The following is a 16,278-nucleotide window of genomic DNA, read 5'->3' on the forward strand; positions in this document are numbered from 1 at the left end:
AACGACCATTCTCTCAGGCGTCTCGGTGCGCGCCGGCGGAGGGGGTCACCGGGAACAGGAGCGGGGTCGCGAACCCGGCGGCGGCGAACGCCGCATTCACGGCCTGCGACACCGTGCCGACGGCTTCCTGCTCGACCACGGCGATCGCCGCGCCCCCGAAGCCGCCGCCGGTCATCCGGGCGCCCAGTGCTCCCGCGGCCAGGGCGGCGTCGACGGCCGTGTCGAGCTCGGGGGTCGAGATCTCGAAGTCGTCGCGCATCGACGCGTGCGATGCCACCAGCAGGTCGCCGATCGCGCGGACGCCCCGCTCGTCGAGCAGTCGCACGGTGTCGAGCACGCGCTGGTTCTCGGTGACGATGTGCCGCACGCGGCGGAACGTCACGTCATCCATCCGCTCCTGCGCGCGCGGAAGGTCGGCGACGGACAGGTCGCGCAGCGCGGGGACGCCCATGATCCGGGCGCCGAGCTCGCACGAGGCTCTGCGTTCGCGGTAACCGCCGGTGGAGTGGGCGTGCTTCACGTGCGTGTCCATCACGAGGATCGCGAGTCCCGACGCCGCGACGGGCAGTGGCACGACGCGGGTCTCCAGCGAACGGCAGTCGAGGAAGATCGCGGCGTCGGGCTCGCCGAGCATGGACGCCATCTGGTCCATGATCCCGGTGGGCGCGCCGACGGCCTCGTTCTCGGCACGTCGTCCGATGCGTGCGAGTGCTGCGCCGTCGAGGCCCGTGTCCCACAGCGCATCGAGAGCGGAGGCGGTAGCCCCCTCGATCGCGGCGGAGGAGGAGAGCCCCGCGCCGACCGGGACGTCGGACGCGATCGCGATGTCGACCCCGCCGGGGAGAGGACCGGGGGAGTCCGTCGCCTGCCGCAGCGCCCAGGCGACCCCGAGCGGGTAGGCGGCCCACTCCGGAACGCCCGGCTCCTGTCCCTCCCGGGTCGGGAAGAGGTCGTCCAGTTCGCCGATGCCCACCTCCACCGCGTCGGCGGCGAAGGTGGAGCGCACCCGGATGCGGTCGTCCTCCCGGCGCCCCACGGCGGCGACGGTGCGCTGCGGGATGGCGAACGGCAGCACGAAGCCGTCGTTGTAGTCGGTGTGCTCGCCGATCAGGTTGACGCGGCCCGGCGCCGACCAGAGGCCATCGGGCTCGCGACCGGTGAGGTCGACGAAGAGGGCGCGTGCGGCATCGCGTGCGCCGCCTTCCTGCGGAGCTCGGCCGGTCATGCGGACTCTCCCTCGGCGGACGGGGCCGGCGAGGTGCGCGCGATCGCCTCGCGCAGTCGTGCGGCGCCGAGCTCCGGCGGGACCTCGGCGGCCCACGCTCCCATCGCGGCCTCCGATCCGGCGAGGAACTTGAGCTTGTCGGCGGCCCGGCGGGGGCTGGTCAGCTGGAGGTGCAGGCGCACCGTGTCGCGGCCGACGTGCACGGGGGCCTGATGCCAGGCGGCGATGTACGGGGTCGGGCTCTCGTACAGGGCGTCCACTCCGCGCAGCAGGCGCAGATACAGAGGGGCGAGCTCGTCGCGCTCGGCGTCCGACGTCTCCGCGAGGTCGGCGACATGGCGGTGGGGCAGGAGGTGCACCTCGAGCGGCCATCGGGCGGCGAACGGCACGAAGGCCGTCCAGTGCTCGCCCTGGAGCACCACCCGCTCCGACGCCTGCTCCGATTCCAGGATGCGCGCGAACAGGTCGGGGGAGGTGCGCGCGATCGACTCCCGCAGCCGGGTCGTGCGCGGGGTCACGTAGGGATAGGCGTAGATCTGCCCGTGCGGATGCGGCAGGGTCACGCCGATCGCCTCGCCGCGGTTCTCGAACGGGAACACCTGCTCGATGCCGGGCAGGCGCGAGAGCGTCGCCGTGCGGTCGGCCCAGGCCTCGATGACGGTGCGCGCCCGGGTGACGGACTGGGTGCCGAACGAGCCGGAGTGCTCCGGGCTGAAGCAGACGACCTCGCAGCGCCCGACCGCGGTGCGGGTGCGACCGAGGTCGAGCGTGGCCAGATCGTCGAGCCCCTGAGGGGCGTCGTCCGCCCGCGGTGCCGGGCCGACGGCTTCGGCGAGCGCGGGCCCGAAGGCGGGGGACCGGTTCTCGAAGACGGCGACGTCGTAGCGCGAGGGCACCTCGGACGGATTGCCCGGGGTCTGCGGTGCCAGCGGATCGGCGTCGGCGCCGGGCATCATGACCCGGTTCTGCCGGTTCGCGGCGACCGTGATCCAGTCGCCCGTCAGCACGTCCAGGCGCATGGTGGCGGTGTCGGGGCGCGGGTCGAGCACGCGGGCGTCGACCGCGCGTTCGGAGCCGAGGAGGGTGCCGGGGTCGTCGTAGTAGATGAGGTCGCGGCCGTCGGCGAGCGTGGTCGCGCGCTTGACGACGCCGGCGCCGAGGATCTCGACGCTCGGCTCGGGGAGATCGTCCGTGTTCACGTCAACATGGTAAGCGTCCCGCCGTGATAACGTCAACACGCGAAAGGTGCGTCCGGGCTTTCCCGGCCCGCACGACCGGGAAAAGGGAGTCCGTGGTGGCCGACGCGCGAAACGACGCCTCGTCGCCGACGTCGCGCCCTCGCGAGCTGCCCCCACGCGTCTCCATGGCCACGGTCGCCGCGCGAGCGGGGGTTTCGGGTCAGACCGTCTCCCGCGTGGTCAACGGCAGCCCGCGCGTCGACCCCGAGACCCGCGCCCGCGTCGAGAGCGCGATGGCCGAGCTCGGCTATCGTCCGCACCGCGCGGCCAGGGCGCTGCGCACCGGTCGCTCGCAGACGATCGGGCTCGTGGCCACCACGCTGGCGACGGTCGGCAATTCGCGCATGCTCCAGGCGACCGCGGAGGCCGCGGCCGAACGCGGCTATGCGCTCACCGTCGTCAGCGCCGCTCAGGGCGTCGAGGAGGCGTTCGACCGCCTCGCCGAGCAGGAGGTCGACGGCGCCGTGGTCCTGAACGAGGCATCGGCCCTGGTGCCGGGAGCGCGGCCACCCGGCGGCCTGCGCCTCGTCGTGGTGGACGCGCCCGCCGGAGGGAGCTTCGTCTCCGTGCACAGCGATCACCGCGGCGGTGCGGTGGCCGCGACCACTCGCCTGCTCGAGCTCGGCCACCCGACCGTGCATCACCTCGCCGGCCCCGTCGACTCCTTCGCGGCGAGCGAGCGCGAGCGGGGCTGGAGTGCCGCGCTCGACGCGGCGGGCGTGGTGCGCCCCGAGGTCGTGCGCGGCGACTGGAGCGCCGATGCCGGTTTCGCCGCGGGGCCCGCTCTCGCTGCGGCCTCCGCCGTGTTCTGCGCCAACGATCAGATGGCGCTTGGGGTGCTGCGATGGTTCGCGGAAGCGGGGCGCCGCATTCCGGAGGACGTGAGCGTGGTCGGCTTCGACGACGTTCCGGATGCGGCCAACTTCCGGCCTCCGCTCACGACGGTCAGGCAGGACTTCCGGGCCCTGGCGGAGCGGGCGGTCGCGACTCTCGTGGCCGAGATCGAAGGCGACGTGGCGTCTCCTCCTCCAGGACCGGTCGTGCCGACCCGCCTCATCGAGCGGGCGAGCACCGCTCCGCGTCAGTGATCTGCGGAATCAGCAACTGATATCGCCTGAAGGCTAGCAATCGCGCAGGCTCGGGTATAGATTCTCGCTCAGATCACTAAAAAGTGGTCCGCGATATGCCAATTTCGTAGTTCGCCGACGAGGCTGCCCGAGTCTCGTCCGCACCGAATGGAAAGAACGTGACCATGCACACGACCAATCCCACGACGAAGTGGGTGATGCTCGGACTGTCCTACCTGGTCCTCATCGCCTGCTTCATCCCCTATATCGGCTGGAGCGTCAGCCTTCTCGACATCTCGGCCGAGTTCTCGCTCAGCGCCGCGCAAGCAGGCCTCCTCGGATCCATCACGGCGCTCGTCGGCGGCCTCGTGCTCCCGTTCGCCGGCGTGATCGGCGACCGCTGGGGCATCAAGCGGATCATCCTCGTCGGCATCGCCGCCGCCATCGTCGGACAGCTGCTGTTCGCATGGGCCCCCGACTACACCCTCCTCATGCTCGGCCGCGCGATCAGCGGCATCGGCGTCGGCCTGCTCTTCGTCGGCCCGTACACGATGGCCGTCAACTGGTTCGAGCGGGAGCGTCGCAGCGGCATCGCCCTGGGTGTCATGTTCACCTCGGACGGCATCGGCACGGCCTTCGCGCTCTACGTCTTCGCGCTCGTGCTCGTCGCGGTCGGATGGCGCACCGGATCGGCGATCGGCGGAGGGCTGCTCGCCGTCGTGTTCGTCATCGCGGCGCTGTTCCTGAAGGATGCGCCGCGCGACGACGCGCCGGGCGTGGCGGAGGAGGCCGACGCCTCGGGCCGCTCGCTCGTGAGCTGGCTCCTCAGCCGCAACGTGCTCATCGCCGCGGCCTTCTTCATCGGCGAGTGGGGCATCTTCGCGGTGGTCGCGGTGTGGATGCCGACGATCCTCATCGAGGGGGCCGGATGGGATCCCGCGCTCGCCGGTCTCTTCTCCTCCCTGTACGTGCTGATCGGCATGATCACCTCCATCGTGTTCGGTCTCGTCTCCGACCGGATGGGGCGGCGCAAGGGGCTGATCGTGGCGGCAGGACTGGCGATGACCGTCTTCCTCGCCGCTCTCACGATGAGCCTCGCCGCCGGCGACTTCGTGCTGGTCGCGCTGTTCCTGCCACTGGTCGGCCTCGGCGTCTACACGGGAATGCCTCTCGCGCTCGCGCTGGCGGCCGAATCCGTGCCCACCCGCATGATCGGCGCGGTGAACGGTTTCGTCCTCGGCATCGGCTTCATCGTCGGCGGTTTCGTGTATCCGTATCTCCTCGGCGTCGTCAAGGATGCGACGGGCGACTACACGGTCGGCTTCGTCGCGATGGTCATCGCCACCTTCGCGCTGAACTTCGTGTGCGCGCTCTTCGCGAAGGACGTCCGTCGCGTCCCGCAGGAGGCCGTCGCCGTCTGACGCCTCCCGCAGGACAGAGGGCCCCGACCGCTCCGGCGATCGGGGCCCTCTCTCCTGCCAGGGGTCAGACGTCAGGAATCGAAGCCGAGCTTGCACTTCTCGAGGATCCACAGCCACAGTCCCTGCTTGCCGCCGCGCCGGTCCGATCGAGCCATCTGCGCGGCGGTGAAGCGGATCGCCGGCCAGGCGAACGGCTCCGGCGGGAACGGGAAGGGGCGTCGGCGGACGAGACGGGATCGGGTGCGCGGGGTGTCCTCGTCGTTGAGCAGGTCGAGCATGGCGTCGGCGGCGAAGCGGGTCGACGCCACCCCGAGCCCCGTGAAGCCCGACGCCGACACCGCCTGCCCGTGGAACGCCCGCGTGAAGAAGGCGAAGAAGCGGCTGCACGTGTCGATCATCCCGCCCCAGGCGTGGCTGAATCGCACGCCCTCGAGCTGAGGGAACAGGACGCCCAGGTGCACGGCCAGCCGCTCGAAGGTAGGTTCGCTGACGTCGTACTCGGGCGCGATCCGCTTGCCGAAGTGGTAGATCGCGTCGTACCCGCCGAGCAGCAGGCGGTCGTTGCCGTCCGCGTCCTTCAGCAGGCGCAGGTAATGGAAGCGGCTGTTCAGATCGGTGACACCCTGTCTCTTCTCCCAGCCCAGGCTCTCGCGCTGGGCGGGGGTCAGCGGCTCCGTCACCAGCGCATAGTCGTACACGGGCACCGTGAACAGCCGATTGCGACGGAGCAGCGAACGGAACCCGTTGGTCGCGAGGGCGGCGTGCGCGGCGCGGATGCGTCCGCGCGGGGTGCTGACCTCCACCCCGGCTCCGCGGCCGAGGTTCCTGATCCGGGTCGCCGGCGTCGTCTCGTAGACGCGGCACCCGAGGCGGATGCAGGCGTCGAGCAGACCCATGGCGAGCTTCGCGGGATTGAGCGTCACGCCCTCGGCGGTGGCCCATCCCCCCACGCGCGCCGCGGCTGTGCGCACCTGCGCCTGCAGCTCCTCGTCCGTCAGCACGACGATGGACGGATCGGCGGCAGCCAGGCGTCGGATCGTCTCCTCCTGGTGCGGCTCGGTGGCGAGCTTGATGACGCCGTGGGGCTGGATGTCGCACTCGATGCCGTACCTGTCCACGGTGGCGAGGAGCTCGGCGAGATTCTGCTCGCCGAGCTCGGCCGCCAGCTTCTCCTCGCCGGCGACGTGGATGGCCGCGTTCGCTCGACCGTGGGTCAGGCTCGGCTCGCAGAATCCGCCGTTGCGCCCGGACGCCGCCCAGGCGACGCGGTTCGCCTCGACGAGGACGACATCGCGGTCGGGGTACCGTTCCTTGGCGCGCAGTGCGGTCCACAGACCGGCATAGCCGCCGCCCACGACGACGAGGTCCGTCGCGGTGTCCTCCTCGAGGGGTGGCAGCGTGGGGCGACGGTCGAGGTCGTCCAGCCAGAAGGGGGTGCGGCGAGCGCCGGCGACCGCCGCGGCCGCCTTCCGGCGATCGGCTCGCTGCTCGGCTCGTTCGAAGCTCGTGGGTGTCTGCACGGCGGATGCACTCCTCTTCCGATTGTCACATCGAACACATTCGTGCCCAACATCTGTTGAATCAGCAACTCTGCTCGTCTCAGATTATTGGATCAATCACGAGTGCGCGATATCTATTGTCAATTCCGCAACCCGTGGCTAGGCTGACCATCATTCACGAAGGTCACCGACGACAGGAGAATCGCGCCATGTCCCTGCAGCTCCCCGCGCCCACACCTCAGCTCTTCATCGACGGGGCCTACACCGACGGCACAGGAGGCGACCGGTTCGAGGTGATCAGCCCGGCGACGGGCGAGCGGATCGCCGCCCTTCCCGTCGCCACCGACGCGGACCTCGACCGTGCGGTCGCCGCAGCCAACCGGGCGCAGCGCGAATGGCGCCGGGTGAACGTGTGGGAGCGGGCGCAGATCTGCCACCGCATCGGCGACACGATCTCCGCGCACGTCGAGGAGCTCGCGCTGCTGCAGACCCTGGAGCAGGGCAAGCCCCTGGCCGAGTCGCGCGCCGACGTCAACGAGGCGGCGCAGCTGTTCCACCTGCACGCCGAGGACGCCCTCCGGCTGTACGGCGAGACACTCCCGTCCTCCGACCCGCTCAAGCGGATGCACACCTGGCGGCAGGCCGTCGGCACCTGGGCCATCATCACGCCGTGGAACTTCCCGCTGCTGATGTTCACGGAATTCGCCGCTCCCGGACTCGCGACCGGGAACGCCCTCGTCGTCAAGCCGCCGATCCACACCTCGCTGACGGTGCTGAAGGCGATGGAGTACCTGGCCGAGGCCGGTCTTCCCGACGGACTGGTCAACATCCTGCCCGGCGAGGGAGCCTTCGGCTCGCGGCTGGTGTCGCACCCGGGCATCCACGCGATCGGCTTCATCGGGTCGTCGGCGACCGGCGCGAAGATCCAGGCGACCGCCGGTCTCAAGCGATCCGTCATGGAGTGCTCCGGCAACGGTCCCGTGGTCGTGCTCGACGACGCCAACATGGAGCGCGCGGCGAAGGCGGCCGTCGACTCCGCCTTCTACTGTGCGGGACAGGTGTGCTGCGCGACCGAGCGCGTGATCGTGCATCGCAAGGCGCACGACGCCTTCCTCGAAGCGGCCCTCTCCTACGCGAAGACCGTCAAGCTCGGCGATCCGTTCGACCCGGCCACCAACCTCGGCCCGCTCAACAACGCCGGCGTCGCCGACAAGATGGATCGGCACCTGGACGAGGCGCGCGCCCTCGGATTCGACGTCCTGCTGGGCGGGGGTCGTGCCTCCGGCTTCGCGACCGACCTGTACTACGACTTCACGATCGTCGACGGCGTGACCGAGCAGTCGCTGCTGTCGCGTGAGGAGTCCTTCGGGCCCGTGCTCCCGATCATCACCGCCCAGGACGACGACGACGCGCTCCGGATCGCGAACGCGGACTCGCTCGGCCTCCAGTCGGCCGTGTTCACGCGCGACATCGCCCGCGGCTTCCGCTTCCTCGAGGAGCTGGAGACCGGCCAGGTGCTGCTCAACGAGTCCAACGGCTGGTGGGACATCAACATGCCGTTCGGAGGCGCCGGCGGAAAGGGCACCGGCTGGGGGCGCATCGGCGGCATGTACACGCTGCACGACATGACCGATCTGCGCACGTCGGTGATCCACATCGGAGACTGACGCGGTGTCGGGGCGGCGGTCGAACGACGGGACGGCCGCCGCCCGTCTATAGGATGAGGGGCGTCACCCCGAGCCGAGGAGGATCTTGATGCCGGATCGCGAACAGGCCGCCACGCCGCTCGACCTCGATGACCTCGACCGGAAGCTGATCGCCGCGCTGCAGATCGACGGACGCACACCCTTCAGCGTGCTCGCGCAGGATCTCGGGGTGTCCGCCTCCTCGGTGCGCTACCGCGTGCAGCGGCTGCAGGACAGCGGACTGTTCCAGATCGTCGGCATCGCCAACCCGCTCAACATCGGCTTCGATCGCCTGGCGCTGATCGGGATCCGCTGCGCCGCCGGCACCGGACCGGACGTCTGCGAGGCGCTCTCCGCGCTGCCGGAGACGAGCTACGTCGTCCTCACCAGCGGCTCCTTCGACGTCATGGTCGAGGTCGTGTGCCGCGACATCGACCACTACACCGAGTTGATGTTCGGCACTCTGCAGAAGATCCCCGGCGTGGTCCAGACCGAGTCGTTCTTCGTGCTGAAGGCGCACAAGCTCGCCTACGGCTGGGGCGTCGGCGACAGCCGCTGAGCAGGGCGCCTAGGCGCTCCGGGCCAGTTCCGCCCTGTCGACAGGATGCGCGGCCGGTCGCCCGCCGCTGTACGCCTCGAGTTCATCGAGCGCGGCGTCGACCAGGCGCCGGGTCTCGGTGCCGAGGGAGCCGGCCAGGTGCGGCGTCACGGCGACGTTCGGCAGCCGGAGGAGCTCGGAGTCGGCGGGCAGCGGCTCCGGATCGGTCACGTCGAGGATCGCGTCGAGTCGACCGGAGCGGCATTCCCGCAGCAGCGCGTCGTGGTCGACCAGTGCCCCTCGCGCCGTGTTGATGAGGGTTGCCCCATCCGGCAGGGCGGCCAGCTGCGCGGGGCCGATCAGGTGCCGCGTCGACGGCAGCGCGGGGGCGTGCAGCGTGAGCACGTCCGACACGGGGAGCACCTCGGCCAGCGGAGCCAGTCGGGCGCCGGCGGCTTCGACCGCACGGCGATCGGCGAACGGATCGGCGACGACGACGTCGAGGCCGTCGAACGGACGCAGCAGATCCACGACGCGGCGTCCCGTCCGCGAGAAGCCGACGACGCCGATCGTGCGGCCGTGGTTGCCCAGCTTCGCGTGTCGGCCGAGGCCCTCGTCGGGCAGGCGCGGGGCTCCCGGAGTCCGCACGTGCACGAGAGCCCGCTTCCCCGCGAGGAGGATGGCCGCGAGCGTGAACTCGGCGACGGGCACCGCATTGACGTCGGCCGCGGAGGTGATCAGGATGCCGCGCTCCCAGAACGCCTCGGTCACATGCGCCCGGACGCTTCCGGCCGCATGGAACACGGCGCGCAGCCGCGGCAGCCGGGCGAGCAGGCGCGCGTCGAGGGCGGGGGCGCCCCAGGAGGTGATCAGCACCTCGACCTCGGCCAGCTCGGGATCGTGGGCGGTGTCGTCGAGGTCGGCGAGGGTGGTGAGGTCTCCGAGGTCCGCCAGCGAGGCGAGCCGATCGAGCCGCTCCTCGTCGAACAGGGCGGAGAACGTGTCCGAGCCCATCAGGACGAGGGCGCGAGGGCGCGTCGGCATGGGATCTCCGGTCGGTCGTCAGGGTGGGGAACGGCGGGTTGCGGGACGTCGTGGTTTCAGTGAAGACTGTGCGACCATGCGAGAGCAACAGATTCGGATCGGATCGATCGAAGTCGAACAGAATCGAACACGGATCTTCCGATGGACGCGCTGATTCCCCGGGGTGCGCTGCGCGAACTCTGGACGCGGAGCCGTCGCACGGACGAGCCGCTGCTCGTGCCGCCCTCCGGCGACCGGGACGTGTGGGACGCGATCGACCCCGGAGCGCGCGCCTTCGTGCTCGCGGCAGCGGAGGAGTCGGCGGGGACGGCGTGGCCGCACCCTCTGCTGTCGCAGTGGGCGGCGTACGCCCGCACGGGCGACCGCATCGGCTACGAGGCGGTCGTCTTCGCGCGGGACCGGCGACTGCGTCTGGCGGTCCTCGCCGCGGCCATCGATCCGACGCCCGATCGCGTCGCCGAGGCGGCGGACGGGCTCGCGCTGCTCTGCGAGCAGTCGACGTGGTGCTGGCCCGCCCACGACGATGCCTTCACTCGGGGGCTGCGGGCTCCCGACACGACGCGGCCCTTCGTGGACCTGGGAGCCGGGGAGGAGGCGGCGCTCGCCGGTTGGGCGGTGCTCCTGCTGGGCGACGCCCTCGAGAAGGCGTCCCCCGGACTCGTCGCGCGCCTCCGGCGAGAGACGAACGCGCGCGTCCTCCGGCCCTTCGTCCGCCGTCGGGACTGGGCGTGGGAGGGCACGGAGGGCCACGTGCACAACTGGGCCCCGTGGATCCACGGCAACCTGATACCGGCCGCCGTGGCGTTCCGTGCGAGAGCGGCGCGGGCGGAGGTGCTGGACCTGTGCGTCGACGGCCTCGATCGCTACCTCGCGCAGCTCCCCGCCGACGGGGCGATCGACGAGGGCTTCGCGTACTGGTGGCAGGGTGCGGCGCGGGCTCTCGACGCGCTGTCGCTGCTCGACGGGCTCACGGGGGGCGAGGTCGCCGCCGCGGTGGCCGACGGCCCGCTTCGAGGACTCGCCGAGCTGGTCCGGTTCCCGGAGCGGGTCCAGCTCGGGGCGGAGTGGTCGGCGAGCTTCTCGGACACCGAGGCCAGGAACGCCACCGGGCTGCCCTGGCACGCACTGTATCGAGCCGCGCGACTGTGCGGACAGGACGAGACCGCGGGATTCGCTGCCCGCTATCGGGAGGACGGAGTCCTGCGGGGCGCGGCGGCCGATACGGCCTCGGGGTTGGGCCGCCTATCCGCCGAGGTCCTCGATGAGTCCTGGTGGACGGCTCCGCGCGGTCCCGCACCGCTGCCGTCGCCCGTGGAGCTGGCCTCGATCGGCTTCGGCCTCCGCCGCCGGACTCCCGGCGACACCGCCGGCCTCGCCGTGACGGTGAAGGGCGGGCACAACGCCGAGAACCACAACCACAACGACCTCGGTTCGATCTCGGTCGCCGTCGACGGCGTGCCCCTCCTCGCGGACTTCGGCCGAGCGACGTACACGGCCCAGACTTTCTCGGCGGCGCGCTATGAGCTCTGGTACGTCACCAGTGGCTGGCACAGCGCGCCTCTGCCGTACGGCCGGGAGCAGCGTGCCGGGCGCGAGTGGCAGGCGCCCGTCCGTGCGCTCGACGACGGGTGGGAGATCGACCTCAGCGCGGCATACCCCTGGCCGGACGAGGCGGAGATCTCGTGGCTGCGCACCGTGCGGCACGGGGACGGCGAGGTCAGCGTCCGCGACGAGGGAGCGGCGGTCGGGCATCCCGACACCCGCATCGTCGTGGTGTGCGCCGGAGTGCCGGAGCTCCGGCCGGACGGCGTCCGCATCCCCGGGCGCGAGGGATCGGCGGACCTGCTGCTGTCGTACGATCCGGCGGAGGTCGAGGTCGAGACCCGGTCCGTGGCCGATCCCTACCTGGAGCGGTCGTGGGGACCGGAGGTCTCGCGGCTGCTGTTCGCCCCCATGCCGGGGACCACGTCGTGGGAGCTGAGAGGAATGGCCGGATGACCGACGAGGAGCAGGCGCCGCGGTTCGGCATCTCCCGACGCGAGCGCATCATGGACGAGCTGCGGCGGATCGGCGCCGTGCGCGTCGCCGATCTGGCACGCGAGCTCGGCGTCGCGGAACTCACGATCCGCCGCGACATCGGCGCGCTGGCCGACCGCGGGCTGCTCACGAGGGTGCACGGTGGCGCGACGCTGCGCAGCGCCCTCGACACCGCTGTCGTGCGGGGCGGGCCGGCGGCATCGAGGTTCCGGATCGGGATGGTGGTGCCGTCGCTGAGCTACTACTGGCCCCAGGTCGTGATCGGCGCACGGGCCGCAGCGACGGAGCTCGGCGCGCAGCTCATCCTGCGCGGCGCCAGTTACGCGGCCGACGACCAGCGGCGGCAGATCGCGTCTCTCGTCGACGCGGGCACCGTCCACGGACTGATCGTCGCCCCGGAGAGTCTCGGCCCCGACGGTCATGCGCTCCTGCAGTGGCTGGACGCGCTCCCGCTCCCGGTCGTGCTGGTCGAGCGGCGCGCGCCGTCGACGCTCGCGCTGTCCGGTCTCGAGAGCGTGACCACCGATCATGCGTTCGGCGGGGCCCTCGCGGCGCGCCACCTGTTCGAGCTCGGCCACCGCAGGGTCGGCATCCTCACCTCCGCGCCGTCGCCCACCTCCGGGCGGCTCCGGCGGGGCTGGGACCGCGCCGTCGACAGGCTGGGCCTGACCGCGACGGTCGACCGCGACGTGTCCCTCGATCGACTCGACGCGGAGGAGCGGGACGCGGCCGTGACCGCGCTGCTGGCGGAGGTGCGGGGGACAGGCACCACGGCCATGCTCATCCACGCGGATCCGCAGGCCCTGCTCGTGCAGCAGCATGCGGTGGACAGCGGGTGGTCGCTGCCGGACGAGCTGTCGATCGTCGCCTATGACGACGAGGTCGCCGAGAGCGGGACGCCGCCGATCACGGCGTTGCGCCCTCCCAAGCAGCATGTCGGTCGCCGCGCGGTCGAGGTGCTGCTCGCTCGGCTCGACGAGGGCCGACGGCGACCCGTCGAGCGGGTGCAGGTCGTGCCGTCGCTGCACGTGCGCGCCTCGACCGCCCCCTACGCCGAGTAGCGGCGGTTGCGATCCATCGAAGTCTCGTGGCATGATCTCGGAAAGCGCTTTCCGATCGATCGACCGAAGCGCCCTCAGCTCCCGCGAGAGAAACGGAACACCATGGCACAGGCGAACACCCGCGAGATCGGGATCATCATGAACGGGGTCTCCGGACGCATGGGATATCGGCAGCACCTGGTGCGCTCGATCCTCGCGATCCGCGAAGAAGGCGGCATCGAGCTGCCGGACGGATCCCGCGTCACGGTGAAGCCGATCCTGGTCGGCCGCAACGAGGCGAAGCTCGCCGAGCTCGCCGCGAAGCACGGGATCGAGGACTGGACCACCGACCTCGACGCGGCCCTCGCCGACCCGCAGTGGGAGATCTACGCCGACTTCCTCGTGACCAAGGCCCGCGCCTCCGCGATCCGCAAGGCCATCGCCGCCGGCAAGGCGATCTACACGGAGAAGCCCACCGCCGAGTCGCTCGAAGAGGCGCTCGAACTCGCCCGTCTCGCGAAGGAGGCCGGCGTGAAGACCGGCGTCGTGCACGACAAGCTGTACCTCCCCGGTCTGCAGAAGCTCAAGCGGCTGATCGACTCCGGCTTCTTCGGCCGCATCCTCTCGGTGCGCGGCGAGTTCGGCTACTGGGTGTTCGAGGGCGATTGGCAGCCGGCGCAGCGTCCCAGCTGGAACTACCGGACGGAGGACGGCGGCGGCATCATCACCGACATGTTCCCGCACTGGAACTACGTCCTCGAGAACCTGTTCGGCGAGGTCACGAGCGTCTACGCGCAGGCGGCCGTGCACATCGCGGACCGCTGGGATGAGAAGGGCGAGCACTACACCGCCACCGCGGAGGACGCCGCCTACGGCATCTTCGAGATCTCCGGCGGCGTGATCGCCGAGATCAACTCCTCGTGGACCGTGCGCGTCAACCGGGACGAGCTCGTCGAGTTCCAGGTCGACGGCACCCACGGCTCGGCGGTGGTCGGCCTGTTCGGGGCGAAGATCCAGCCCCGCAACGCGACCCCCAAGCCGGTGTGGAACCCCGACCTCGAGGACACCCGCGACTACGACGCCGACTGGCAGCAGGTCCCCACGAACGACGTGTTCAAGAACGGCTTCCGCCAGCAGTGGGAGGAGTACCTGGTCTCCTACGTCGAGGGCACGGACTACCCGTTCGACCTGCTCGCCGGCGCTCGCGGGGTGCAGTTCGCCGAAGCAGGACTGACGTCCAGCGCCGAGGGTCGCAAGATCGCCCTCGAGCCGCTGACGCTGGACTGAGCCGCATGAGCACTCTCCGACTCCTCCGTACCACGGGCGACCTCGCCGACGTCGACCTCAACGACTCGGGCGCCTACGTGCGTCCGACGGGGCCGCTGCGCAGCCGTGTCGCCTACGCGGCCGCGCACGTCGTGCCGAAGGTGCACGCCGACAACACCCCGGGGGAGCCCGCCGACATCGACTGGGACTCCACGCTGGCCTTCCGCCGCAACGTGTACTCCTGGGGGCTCGGTGTCGCGGACGCGATGGACACCGCCCAGCGGAACATGGGCCTGGACGCCGCAGCCACCCGGGAGCTGATCTCCCGCAGCGCGGAGGTGGCGCGCGAGGAGGGCGGCTCGGTCGTGGTCGGCGTCAACACCGATCACGTGGCCGACTCGCACATCTCTATCGAGCAGGTGATCGCGGCCTACCTCGAGCAGCTGCACTTCACCGAGGAGCAGGGCGCCGGTCCCGTGCTGATGGCCTCGCGGCACCTCGCCCGTGTCGCGACGGGGCCCGAGGACTACCGGCGCGTCTACCGCGAGGTGCTGTCGCGGGCGTCGGTGCCCGTGGTGCTGCACTGGCTCGGCACCGCCTTCGACCCGGAGCTGAAGGGGTATTTCGGCGCCGACGACTGGCAGAGCGCCTCCGCCGTGCTGCTCGAGATCATCGAGGAGAATCCGGACCGGGTCGCCGGCGTCAAGATGAGCCTGTTGAACGCCGAGTCCGAGATCTCGGTGCGCAGCCGGCTCCCCGAGGGCGTCCGCATGTTCACCGGCGACGACTTCAACTACGTCGCCCTCCTCGCCCCCGCTCCCGCCCCCGCTCCCGCTTCCGATTCGCCGAGTGCACGGGATGCCGCCGAGCGCACGGGCTCCGCACGCACCGAAGCCGTGCCCTCGACGGCAACCCGTGCGCTCGGCGAGGATCGCGGATACTCGGACGCGCTGCTCGGGGCGTTCGCGGCGATCACTCCCGTCGCGTCGGCGGCGATCCAGGCGCTCGACGCGGGCGATCACGCGCGGTATCTCGAGATCCTCGGCCCGACCGAGGAGCTCAGCCGTCAGGTGTTCGCGGCGCCCACGTTCTACTACAAGACGGGGGTGGCGTTCCTCTCCTGGCTCAACGGCCACCAGCCGGCGTTCCAGATGGTGGGAGGGCTGCACTCCGCGCGGAGCCTTCCGCACCTGAGTCGCATCGTCGAGCTCGCGAACGCCTCGCTCGCCCTCGAGGACCCCGACCTCGCCCGACAGCGGTGGCACGGCATGCTGCGCCTGAACGGAGTGGACGCATGACCGCCCCCGACCCGCGCCTGTCGATCAATCAGGCGACCATCAAGCACGCCGACCTCGCCACGGCGCTGCGCGTCACAGCCGAGGCGGGCGTCCAGGCGATCGGACTCTGGCGGGAACCCGTGAACGAGGTCGGCCTCGACGAAGCGGCGCGGATGCTCGCGGACTCGGGTCTGCGCTTCACGACGCACTGTCGCGGCGGGTTCTTCACCCTCCCGGTCGGCCCCGAGCGCGAGGCCGCCCTCGACGACAACCGCCGTGCCATCGAGGAGACCGCGACCCTCGCCGCCGCCGGTGCGGAGGGCTCCACCGCCGTGCTCGTGCTCGTCGCGGGCGGCCTGCCCCCGGGATCGCGGGACCTGATCGGCGCGCGCGAGCGTGTGCGCGATGCCGTCGGCGCGCTCGCCCCGGAGGCGGAGGCCGCGGGGGTCACCCTCGCGATCGAGCCGCTGCATCCGATGTACGCATCCGACCGTGCCGTGGTGTCGACCCTGGGTCAGGCGCTCGACATCGCGGCGGACTTCGACCCCGAGGTGGTCGGGGCCGCGGTCGACACCTTCCACATCTGGTGGGACCCGCAGGTGCTCGACCAGATCGCACGAGCGGGTCGCGAAGGACGCATCGCCACGTACCAGGTGTGCGACTGGAAGACGCCGCTCGCCGCGGACGTGCTGCTGTCCCGGCACTACACCGGCGAGGGCGTGATCGACTTCGGCTCCCTCACCCGCGCCGTGGTCGCCACCGGATACGACCGCGACATCGAGGTCGAGATCTTCAACGCCGACGTCTGGGCGGATGCCCCGGACCGCGTCGTGCGACACACAGCCGAGACCTTCGCCTCCGCCGTCTCCCCGCATCTGCCATGACCCTCCGCCCCCTCCGACGCCCGTCCGATGCCGCCCGTCCGGACACTTGTCGGGCGG

13 protein-coding genes are annotated in these 16,278 nt (G+C 71.2%); 9 read left to right on the top strand and 4 right to left on the bottom strand.

Going from position 1 to position 16,278, the window contains the following annotated elements:
- Window positions 1-13 precede the first annotated feature (13 nt).
- Window positions 14-1,225: a galactokinase gene (galK, locus tag F6A08_RS03455; protein WP_151458622.1), complete on the bottom strand. Its 1,212-nt coding sequence runs from the start codon at window positions 1,223-1,225 to the stop codon at window positions 14-16.
- Window positions 1,222-2,424, bottom strand: a complete 1,203-nt coding sequence (gene galT / locus F6A08_RS03460) for a galactose-1-phosphate uridylyltransferase (RefSeq protein WP_151458623.1) — start codon at window positions 2,422-2,424, stop codon at window positions 1,222-1,224. Before galT ends, galK begins: the two co-directional genes overlap by 4 nt.
- 164 nt (window positions 2,425-2,588) lie before the next feature.
- Between galT and F6A08_RS03465 the strand changes: the two genes are divergently transcribed.
- Both F6A08_RS03465 and F6A08_RS03470 read left to right on the top strand, forming a co-directional pair.
- Entirely contained in the window at window positions 2,589-3,551 is a 963-nt protein-coding gene (locus F6A08_RS03465) for a LacI family DNA-binding transcriptional regulator (protein ID WP_192576714.1), read from the top strand.
- A gap of 164 nt (window positions 3,552-3,715) precedes the next feature.
- The gene (locus F6A08_RS03470) at window positions 3,716-4,951 is read left to right on the top strand and encodes an MFS transporter (protein WP_151458625.1); all 1,236 of its coding nucleotides are present in this window, start codon (window positions 3,716-3,718) and stop codon (window positions 4,949-4,951) included.
- A gap of 71 nt (window positions 4,952-5,022) precedes the next feature.
- On the opposite strand, the gene F6A08_RS03475 is transcribed toward F6A08_RS03470, so the two are convergent.
- Window positions 5,023-6,471, bottom strand: a complete 1,449-nt coding sequence (locus tag F6A08_RS03475) for an NAD(P)/FAD-dependent oxidoreductase (RefSeq protein WP_124896455.1) — start codon at window positions 6,469-6,471, stop codon at window positions 5,023-5,025.
- A gap of 188 nt (window positions 6,472-6,659) precedes the next feature.
- Here F6A08_RS03475 and F6A08_RS03480 point away from each other — a divergent pair, with 188 nt between their 5' ends.
- Window positions 6,660-8,117 (top strand): aldehyde dehydrogenase family protein, encoded by a 1,458-nt coding sequence (locus tag F6A08_RS03480; protein WP_017204199.1) that lies wholly within the window; start codon window positions 6,660-6,662, stop codon window positions 8,115-8,117.
- An 88-nt stretch (window positions 8,118-8,205) separates the two neighbouring features.
- Window positions 8,206-8,694 carry an Lrp/AsnC family transcriptional regulator gene (locus F6A08_RS03485; RefSeq protein WP_017204200.1) on the top strand — a complete coding sequence of 163 codons (489 nt, stop codon included), beginning with the start codon at window positions 8,206-8,208 and terminating at the stop codon, window positions 8,692-8,694.
- A 9-nt stretch (window positions 8,695-8,703) separates the two neighbouring features.
- On the opposite strand, the gene F6A08_RS03490 is transcribed toward F6A08_RS03485, so the two are convergent.
- Window positions 8,704-9,717 carry a hydroxyacid dehydrogenase gene (locus F6A08_RS03490; protein ID WP_151458626.1) on the bottom strand — a complete coding sequence of 338 codons (1,014 nt, stop codon included), beginning with the start codon at window positions 9,715-9,717 and terminating at the stop codon, window positions 8,704-8,706.
- Window positions 9,718-9,858: 141 nt separating this feature from the next.
- Between F6A08_RS03490 and F6A08_RS03495 the strand changes: the two genes are divergently transcribed.
- The 5 genes from F6A08_RS03495 to F6A08_RS03515 all read left to right on the top strand — a co-directional run bounded on the left by F6A08_RS03495 (window position 9,859) and on the right by F6A08_RS03515 (window position 16,221).
- Window positions 9,859-11,715: a heparinase II/III family protein gene (locus tag F6A08_RS03495; RefSeq protein WP_151458627.1), complete on the top strand. Its 1,857-nt coding sequence runs from the start codon at window positions 9,859-9,861 to the stop codon at window positions 11,713-11,715.
- Entirely contained in the window at window positions 11,712-12,815 is a 1,104-nt protein-coding gene (locus tag F6A08_RS03500; RefSeq protein WP_151458628.1) for a substrate-binding domain-containing protein, read from the top strand. Before F6A08_RS03495 ends, F6A08_RS03500 begins: the two co-directional genes overlap by 4 nt.
- Before the next feature lie 102 nt (window positions 12,816-12,917).
- Window positions 12,918-14,081 carry a Gfo/Idh/MocA family protein gene (locus tag F6A08_RS03505; protein ID WP_017204204.1) on the top strand — a complete coding sequence of 388 codons (1,164 nt, stop codon included), beginning with the start codon at window positions 12,918-12,920 and terminating at the stop codon, window positions 14,079-14,081.
- A 5-nt stretch (window positions 14,082-14,086) separates the two neighbouring features.
- Window positions 14,087-15,358, top strand: coding sequence for a dihydrodipicolinate synthase family protein (locus tag F6A08_RS03510; protein ID WP_151458629.1), 1,272 nt, complete (start codon window positions 14,087-14,089; stop codon window positions 15,356-15,358).
- The gene (locus F6A08_RS03515) at window positions 15,355-16,221 is read left to right on the top strand and encodes a sugar phosphate isomerase/epimerase family protein (RefSeq protein WP_151458630.1); all 867 of its coding nucleotides are present in this window, start codon (window positions 15,355-15,357) and stop codon (window positions 16,219-16,221) included. Before F6A08_RS03510 ends, F6A08_RS03515 begins: the two co-directional genes overlap by 4 nt.
- Window positions 16,222-16,278 lie beyond the last annotated feature (57 nt).

Origin of the sequence: Microbacterium algeriense (genome assembly GCF_008868005.1) — a bacterium.
Lineage (GTDB): Bacteria > Actinomycetota > Actinomycetes > Actinomycetales > Microbacteriaceae > Microbacterium > Microbacterium algeriense.

Bases quoted from the DNA above. Each gene is read 5' to 3' on its own strand.
- galK (WP_151458622.1), bottom strand. From the start codon at position 1,225: ATGACCGGCCGAGCTCCGCAGGAAGGCGGCGCACGCGATGCCGCACGC.
- F6A08_RS03500 (WP_151458628.1), top strand. From the start codon at position 11,712: ATGACCGACGAGGAGCAGGCGCCGCGGTTCGGCATCTCCCGACGCGAG.
- F6A08_RS03490 (WP_151458626.1), bottom strand. From the start codon at position 9,717: ATGCCGACGCGCCCTCGCGCCCTCGTCCTGATGGGCTCGGACACGTTC.
- F6A08_RS03495 (WP_151458627.1), top strand. From the start codon at position 9,859: ATGGACGCGCTGATTCCCCGGGGTGCGCTGCGCGAACTCTGGACGCGG.
- F6A08_RS03485 (WP_017204200.1), top strand. From the start codon at position 8,206: ATGCCGGATCGCGAACAGGCCGCCACGCCGCTCGACCTCGATGACCTC.
- F6A08_RS03505 (WP_017204204.1), top strand. From the start codon at position 12,918: ATGGCACAGGCGAACACCCGCGAGATCGGGATCATCATGAACGGGGTC.
- F6A08_RS03515 (WP_151458630.1), top strand. From the start codon at position 15,355: ATGACCGCCCCCGACCCGCGCCTGTCGATCAATCAGGCGACCATCAAG.
- F6A08_RS03510 (WP_151458629.1), top strand. From the start codon at position 14,087: ATGAGCACTCTCCGACTCCTCCGTACCACGGGCGACCTCGCCGACGTC.
- F6A08_RS03470 (WP_151458625.1), top strand. From the start codon at position 3,716: ATGCACACGACCAATCCCACGACGAAGTGGGTGATGCTCGGACTGTCC.
- F6A08_RS03480 (WP_017204199.1), top strand. From the start codon at position 6,660: ATGTCCCTGCAGCTCCCCGCGCCCACACCTCAGCTCTTCATCGACGGG.
- F6A08_RS03465 (WP_192576714.1), top strand. From the start codon at position 2,589: ATGGCCACGGTCGCCGCGCGAGCGGGGGTTTCGGGTCAGACCGTCTCC.